General features: G+C 67.0%; 3 protein-coding genes and 1 pseudogene. 2 read left to right on the plus strand and 2 right to left on the minus strand.

Annotated elements, in window-relative coordinates:
* The first annotated feature begins 269 nt into the window (after positions 1 to 269).
* Both CIC12_RS31990 and CIC12_RS31995 read left to right on the plus strand, forming a co-directional pair.
* Positions 270 to 1664, plus strand: coding sequence for a sigma-54 dependent transcriptional regulator (locus CIC12_RS31990; RefSeq protein WP_168670475.1), 1395 nt, complete (start codon positions 270 to 272; stop codon positions 1662 to 1664).
* A 371-nt stretch (positions 1665 to 2035) separates the two neighbouring features.
* The gene (locus tag CIC12_RS31995) at positions 2036 to 3007 is read left to right on the plus strand and encodes a thymidylate synthase (protein ID WP_168670477.1); all 972 of its coding nucleotides are present in this window, start codon (positions 2036 to 2038) and stop codon (positions 3005 to 3007) included.
* A 131-nt stretch (positions 3008 to 3138) separates the two neighbouring features.
* On the opposite strand, the gene CIC12_RS32000 is transcribed toward CIC12_RS31995, so the two are convergent.
* Positions 3139 to 5781, minus strand: coding sequence for a DUF6600 domain-containing protein (locus CIC12_RS32000; protein ID WP_168670479.1), 2643 nt, complete (start codon positions 5779 to 5781; stop codon positions 3139 to 3141).
* Between the two features lie 216 nt (positions 5782 to 5997).
* Positions 5998 to 6279 (minus strand): annotated as a pseudogene (locus CIC12_RS32005) (transcriptional regulator); the annotation flags it as partial.

Raw genomic sequence — 6279 nt, forward strand, 5'->3', positions numbered from 1 at the left:
TGGTAAAAGGTTCCGCATTAAATTCGCATAATTGTTTTCCAAGCGGCGCGCGTATAGTAAGCTCTCGAAAACAGCTTCAGATTTAAAAAAGCCGATAACGGGCCGTCTCAAACACACACACGCCGCTTTCTTGGGGATCAGCTGTCCGCACGGAATGGAATGGCCGTTCGGTTTTTGCTATTCGCGAATCCCGAACGAGTCAGCGTGTCTGAATTGCGGTTCAGGTGCGTGCGTCATCCTTAACGTTCGTTGACGAGAGGATCTGAATAATGGAATCCGCAACGCGGCAACTGATTTATGTTTCACGCGATCCGAGCGCGGAACTGCATACGAGGTTTCATCAGCGCGGCTGGCATGTCGAAGTCGTGGGATCGGCGCGCGATGTGCGCCGGGCGGTTCGCACCGGCATGGCGGCAGGCGGCCTGCTCGATCTCTCCAGCGATTTCCAGCCGCACGAAATCACCGCTTTCGAATCCTGCCTGACCATGCCGAATGTCGGCTGGGTGGCAGCCACCACGGCTGGCCAATTGCAGGACGCCGCATTGCGCCGGCTCGTGCGCGATTATTGTTTCGACTATGTGACCGTGCCCTATGCGGGCGACCGGATCGTCGATTCGGTCGGACACGCCTACGGCATGATCTCGCTGGGCGAACCCGCGTCGAACGACGGCTCGCAGGGCGCCGAAGGCGAAATGGTCGGCTCGTGCGATGCGATGCTCGCGCTATTCCGTTCCATCCGCAAGGTGGCGATGACCGACGCGCCGGTGTTCATCTCGGGCGAATCCGGCACCGGCAAGGAGCTGACGGCGGTCGCGATTCACGAACGTTCGGCGCGGCGCAATGCGCCTTTCGTGCCGATCAACTGCGGCGCGATCCCGCCGCATCTGCTGCAATCGGAGCTATTCGGCTATGAACGCGGCGCGTTCACCGGCGCCAATCAGCGCAAGATCGGGAGGGTCGAGGCGGCCAACGGCGGCACGCTCTTTCTCGACGAAATTGGCGACCTGCCGCTCGAAAGCCAGGCGAGCCTGCTGCGCTTCCTGCAGGAGCGCAAGGTCGAGCGCCTCGGCGGCCATGCCGCGATCGACGTGGACGTGCGCATCATCTCGGCGACCCACGTCGACATGACCGCCGCGATGATCGAAGGGCGTTTCCGTTCCGACCTCTATCACCGGCTATGCGTGCTGCAGATCGACGAGCCGCCGCTGCGCGCGCGCGGCAAGGACATCGAACTGCTGGCGCGTCACATGCTGGAACGGTTCAAGAAGGATGCAAGCCGCCGTCTGCGCGGCTTCGCGCCGGACGCGATCGCGGCGCTGCATAACTATGGCTGGCCCGGCAACGTGCGCGAGCTGATCAACCGCGTGCGGCGGGCCATTGTGATGTCGGAGGGCCGGGCGATCACGGCGCGCGATCTGGAACTGGCCGAGTACGTCGAAATCGTGCCGGTGTCGCTCGCCCAGGCGCGCGAGGCGGCGGAGCGTCAGGCGATCGAGTTGGCGCTGCTGCGCCATCGCGGGCGGCTCGGCGACGCCGCGCAGGAACTCGGCATTTCGCGCGTGACTTTGTACCGGCTGCTGTGCTCGCATGGGATGCGTCATATGGAAGGCGAGCCGATGTCCTCGCCGCATGGGGATTTGCCGGCGTCGGTGCCGCATCTTTAGCGGTTCGTCGGGGCGCCCGGTTTCCAGGCGCCCTTTGCCTTTTGCCGCGTTGCCTTGTGCATGCTGACAACGGGCCCCGAGGGGCTTTGCCCGGGCCTGGCCGGATTCCGGCGATGGTGCTTGCGCCGTGTTTGTTGAACACGCGCTTCGTGAAGCGTGCCCCTCGCGAAGCCATCCTCGCCCGCGAGCCGCACGCCTGCGAAGCACTCGCTCGGATCTTCGGCCCGCGCTGCTTGTCCTTCCCCCATATTTTCACGCTGTGACGACGCCGCGACCGGGCGTCGATGGGCTGTGCTTGTTAAAATCGGGTTTTCCGCTCAATCCCGAGGCGCGCGCATCGACCGTGACTGCGCCTCGTCGAAGGAACCCGCATGAAACAATACCTGGACCTCGTCCGCACGATTCTCGACACCGGCACGTGGCAGGAGAACCGCACCGGCATCCGCACCATCAGCATGCCGGGCGCGATGCTGCGCTTCGATCTCCAGCAGGGATTTCCCGCCGTCACGACGAAAAAGCTGGCGTTCAAGTCGGCGGTGGGCGAACTGATCGGGTTTCTGCGCGCATCGCGCAGCGCCGCCGACTTTCGTGAGCTCGGCTGCAAGGTGTGGGATGCGAACGCCAACCAGAATCCGCAATGGCTCGCCAATCCGTATCGCGAAGGCCCGGACGATCTCGGCGACGTGTACGGCGTGCAGTGGCGGCAGTGGCCGGCGTACAAGGTGCTTGATGCCGGCGCGAGCGCCCAGCTAGCCGATGCGAGCGCGCGCGGCTTCCAGGTGGTGACCGAATTCGAGGAAAAGGGCGCGCCGAAGGTGCTGCTTTACAAGGCGATCGACCAGTTGCGCCAGTGCCTGGACACGATCATGCAGAACCCTGCCGATCGGCGCATTCTGTTTCACGCGTGGAACCCGGCGGTGCTGGATCAGATTGCGCTACCGGCTTGCCATCTGCTGTATCAGTTCCTGCCGAACGTCGCGCGCCGCGAAATCTCCCTGTGCCTCTATATCCGCAGCAACGACGTCGGACTCGGTACGCCGTTCAACCTGACCGAGGGCGCGGCATTGCTGCATCTGGTCGGACGCCTGACGGGTTTTACGCCGCGCTGGTTTACGTATTTCATCGGCGATGCGCATATCTACGAGAACCAGCTCGATATGCTGCAGCAGCAGCTCACGCGCGAGCCTTACGAGAGCCCGGCATTCGCGATCTCGGACCGTGTGCCGGAGTACGCGAAAACCGGCGTGTACGAGCCTGAATGGCTGGAGAAGATCGAGCCAGCGGATTTCTCGCTGGTGGATTATCGGCATCATGAACCGTTGACGGCGCCGATGGCTGTGTGAGCGCGTCGGCGGTCGTTTCGGCACGGCGTTAGTCAAACCCCCGCGATGTGAGTCGCGGGGGTTATTTTTGCGCTCGCGCTTATGCCGGAGGCCGCGGTTTTGGGCGAAGGAATAGCAGGGCACGGCTGCGCTCAGCCTTTGTGATGCGCGTCCCGATTGCCGCCGCCCGGATGCTGGTCGGCGCGTTGCTGCTGCGGCTGTGGACGTGGCTGCTGCATCTGCTGCGGCCGCGGTTCGGGACGTGGCTGCTGCATCTGCTGTGGCCGCGGTTCGGGACGTGGCTGCTGCACCTGCTGTGGCCGCGGTTCGGGACGTGGCTGCTGCATCTGCTGCGGACGCGGTTCGGGACGGAACTGCTGGACCTGCTGCGGCCGCGGTTCAGGACGGAACTGCTGGACCTGCTGCGGCCGCGGTTCAGGACGCGGCTGCTGCATCTGCTGCGGCGCTGATTCGGAACGCGACGCCTGCATTTGCGGTGGGCGAGCTTGCGCCCCCGCCTGCGGCACCTGCGCGGGACGATAGTTCTGACGCGCCTGCTGCGCCTGAATGTCCGTGGGCCGCGGCACTTGGGGCTGAGCTTGGCTCGGCGCCTGCGCCTGCGGCGAAGGCTGAAATCCCCGCTGACGCCCTTGCTGCTGCATCGCCAGATTCTCCCCGGAACGCGGCATGCCATGCGGTTGCATCCCCGCATCACCACCCTGCATGCCGGGCTGTTGCTGCCCGACACCCAGTTGTCCGGGGCGCCCCTGCGGACCGCTACGCTGCTGCGCCTGCAGTGCCATCGGCGTATGCGGCTGCGTCCACACCGGCTCGTGCCCCAGGCCCGATTGGCGTGCAGCCTGACCCTGCATGCCACCACGCTGCTGCGGACCACCTCCCGGATTACCGCCGCCCGCTTGCGGTGGCCGCGGCACGCCAGCCGACGCATGTCCCATTTCGCCCGCCTGCCGCGGACGCTGATTGTCGACGACCTGCGGCGGCATCCTCAGACGCGCTTGCGGCTCAGCCGCGCGCGGGAGCGCGGCAGCGGCACCGCCCGGCCGCTGTCCAGCCTGCGGCACGCCCGCCGACACCCCAGGCACCGGCGCACCCGGCGCCGCACCCGGCGTCCTCCCCGCGATATGCGACTGCACGATCCGAACATTGCGCATCGGCAGTGCGCTTGCACCAGCGGTCATCTGCGCCGGCACCGAAGTCCTGACGACAGGCTGGCCGCCGCCCGGCACCCGCGCGCCGCCTTGCGCGAAACGCTGCGCAAGGCGGTCGTGATAAGCGGCGGGCAGCGCGGGACTGCGCGTGGCGACCACCGGCCGCGCCGCGACCCCCGCCGGCGGCCGGTAATTCGCATTGCGCTGACCCAGCCCGAAACTCTCCCGTACCGGCGCGATGCCCGGCCCGCCGGCGTTGATCCGTGGATGGCGCCATTCGCGCGGGTCGACCTTTTGCGCGAATCGTCCGACCGGCTGGCCGTGCAGGAACGCCGTCGCTGGTATCGCCGTCAGGCCGCCGCGCGCGCGATAGTTGACGTACGTGTTGTGGACGTCCAGGTGGCGGTTGTAGTTGTTGACGGTCGTCGTGCGGTTCACGCGGTTGTAGTACCCGGGGCTCCAGTGGTCGCGCCCGCCCCAATGCGGATGCCACGGCTCGCCGGGGCCGAGTGGAAACCACGCGACGCCGGCCGCCACGACCCCGCCGATCGCCAGATTCACGCCCCAGTCGGCCACGCCGCCCGCGTCCTCGTCGTCGCCGACGAACGCGACCAGCGCCGGCGCGTAGGCAGGCTGCGCGTCGGGCTCGACCGGTCCGGGCACCCATGCCCACGTGTCGTCGAGCTGAGCCCAGCGGCCGTAGTGATACGGCGCGAAGCCCCACGGCTGGTCGTCGACCCATGTCCAGCCCCACGGCGCCTGCCAGATCCAGTGGCCGTCGTGGTAGGGTGCCCAGCCGGCTGGCGTGGCGCGTGGCACCCACACTTCGCCGTACTGCGGGCTGTCGCGCCACGTGCCGTTGGCGTCGAGATCCTGATAGCCGGGGATATCGCGCGATACGTAGCGCGCCGACACCGAGCGGTCTTCGGCGGCATCGCGGCTGACGGCCCACTGGTCGAGGCTGTCGAGGCCGGGTACCTGGTCGTCGGCGAGCTGTTGCAGCTGGGTGCCGGTGAAGCGGACCTGCCGGCCGGCTGTGACGGGCACCTGGCCGCCGTCGCCGTAGACGGTCGCGCTGCCGCTGCGCACCGTGACAGTGGTGCTGCTGCCGTCGGGTGCGACGTCGACGCGGTAGTCGCCCGGACCGTTCAGGCCGAGCGCGAGGTTCGGCGTATCGATCTCATACGACGAACCCGCGGGCAGTTCGCGCACACGGGTCGACAATGTGCCCTGGGTGACTTTCAGTTGCGCGCTGTTGTCGTCGAGATTGAGTACGTCGAGGCTGGTGGACTGCCCGAGGCGCACTGCGGTCGAGCCGATGTGCAGCTCGGAGCGCGCGTTCTGATCGTTCCAGAGTTGGTCGCCGGTGGTGAGCGGACGGTTGATCTGCGCGTACGACCAGTCGGTGGCGCCAGCGGGCTCCGTGGTCACGGCGCCCGCCGTGTAGTTCAGGCGGGCGATGCGCCCCGGCGGATCGGCGTCCTGGATGACGGCGGCGTCCTGCGGCGCTGGCTGGACGTCCTGCGCCCACGACGCTTGCGAGGCGACCAGGAAGACGGCGGCCGCGATCAGCGTGTCACCCGGAATACGGTGCCGCAAATGGCCGCGGGCGGTGGCGGTTCTCATGACTTATCTCCTGCGGACACGGCAAACCGCATCGGTCCGTCAGTGTCCTTAAGTCACTCTACCCGTGGCATCTGTTTCAAGGCCCGCACTTTTGTAAGGCCACTTCACGGGCGTGTAACAAAAGGTCTCGCCGCGCGTTCCACCGCGAGTTGGGCGCCGCGATTCGCCGGCTCATTGGCGGACTATCGGCGCGCAGGTCCGGCGCTGCCGATCCGCTCACGCCGCGAGAAACGCATCGAAATGACGATGCCCCGCCGGCGTGATGCGCAGGATTCTCGGCCGCTCGCTCCGTTCGACCCAGCCGTGTGCAGACCACGAGTCGAGCAGCGCCGCGCCGAGCGCGCCGCCCAGATGCGGGCGCCGCTCGCTCCAGTCGGGGCAGGTGCAGGCAAAGCGGCGCCGGCGGCTTTTCTGCACCGACATGTCGATGCCCCATTCGGCGAAGCGGGAGGCGCCCTCGGCGGTCGCTTCGAGCGTGGTGCCGTGCAGCGTCAACAG

The sequence above is a fragment of the Paraburkholderia sp. SG-MS1 genome (genome assembly GCF_012275575.1).
Classification (GTDB): domain Bacteria; phylum Pseudomonadota; class Gammaproteobacteria; order Burkholderiales; family Burkholderiaceae; genus Paraburkholderia.